Source organism: Vicingus serpentipes, assembly GCF_007993035.1.
Classification (GTDB): domain Bacteria; phylum Bacteroidota; class Bacteroidia; order Flavobacteriales_E; family Vicingaceae; genus Vicingus; species Vicingus serpentipes.
The window spans coordinates 1-557 of sequence record NZ_VOOS01000019.1 but is presented as its reverse complement, the minus strand read 5'-3'; the positions used below and the strand labels follow the sequence as shown (position 1 = coordinate 557).

Here is a 557-nt window from a genome sequence, read left to right as displayed (position 1 = left end):
TTCCAGGAGATTATACTTTAATTTTAACAGATGCTAATAATTGTAAATTTAATGGAGGGACTACTGTTTTAGCTGCACCAGCAGGAGTAGCATCTATATCGGCACAAACAGATGTTAGTTGTAATGGAGGAAATGATGGAACAGCTACGGTTTCAGTAGGAGGAGGATTTCCAGGATACACATACTTATGGGATGCAGCAGCAGGAAATCAAACAACAAACCCTGCAGTTGGATTAGCTCAAGGAGCTTATGATGTTTTAGTAACTGATACATTAGGTTGTCAGATGCCTACAAATGTTGTAATTAATGAGCCGACAGCTGTTTCATTTATTTTAAGCAGCACTTCTAAATTTTGCCCAGACTCATGTAATGGTTCAGCTATAGCCATTCCTAGTGGAGGTACTGCCCCTTACTATTACTTTTGGCAAGATCCAAATTCACAATTATCTCAAGAAGCAACTGGTCTTTGTTCAGGATATACTACTTTATTACTAACGGATACAAATGGATGTACAATTACAGATAGTATTTTAATCGATAACCCACCAAAGATGGTG

Annotated in this window: 1 protein-coding gene; it reads left to right on the top strand. The window is 37.7% G+C overall.

The window, feature by feature from the left end; translation table 11 throughout:
* Nucleotides 1–557, top strand: a 557-nt coding sequence (locus tag FRY74_RS12770) for a SprB repeat-containing protein (RefSeq protein ID WP_189765276.1), incomplete at both ends; no start/stop codon positions are given.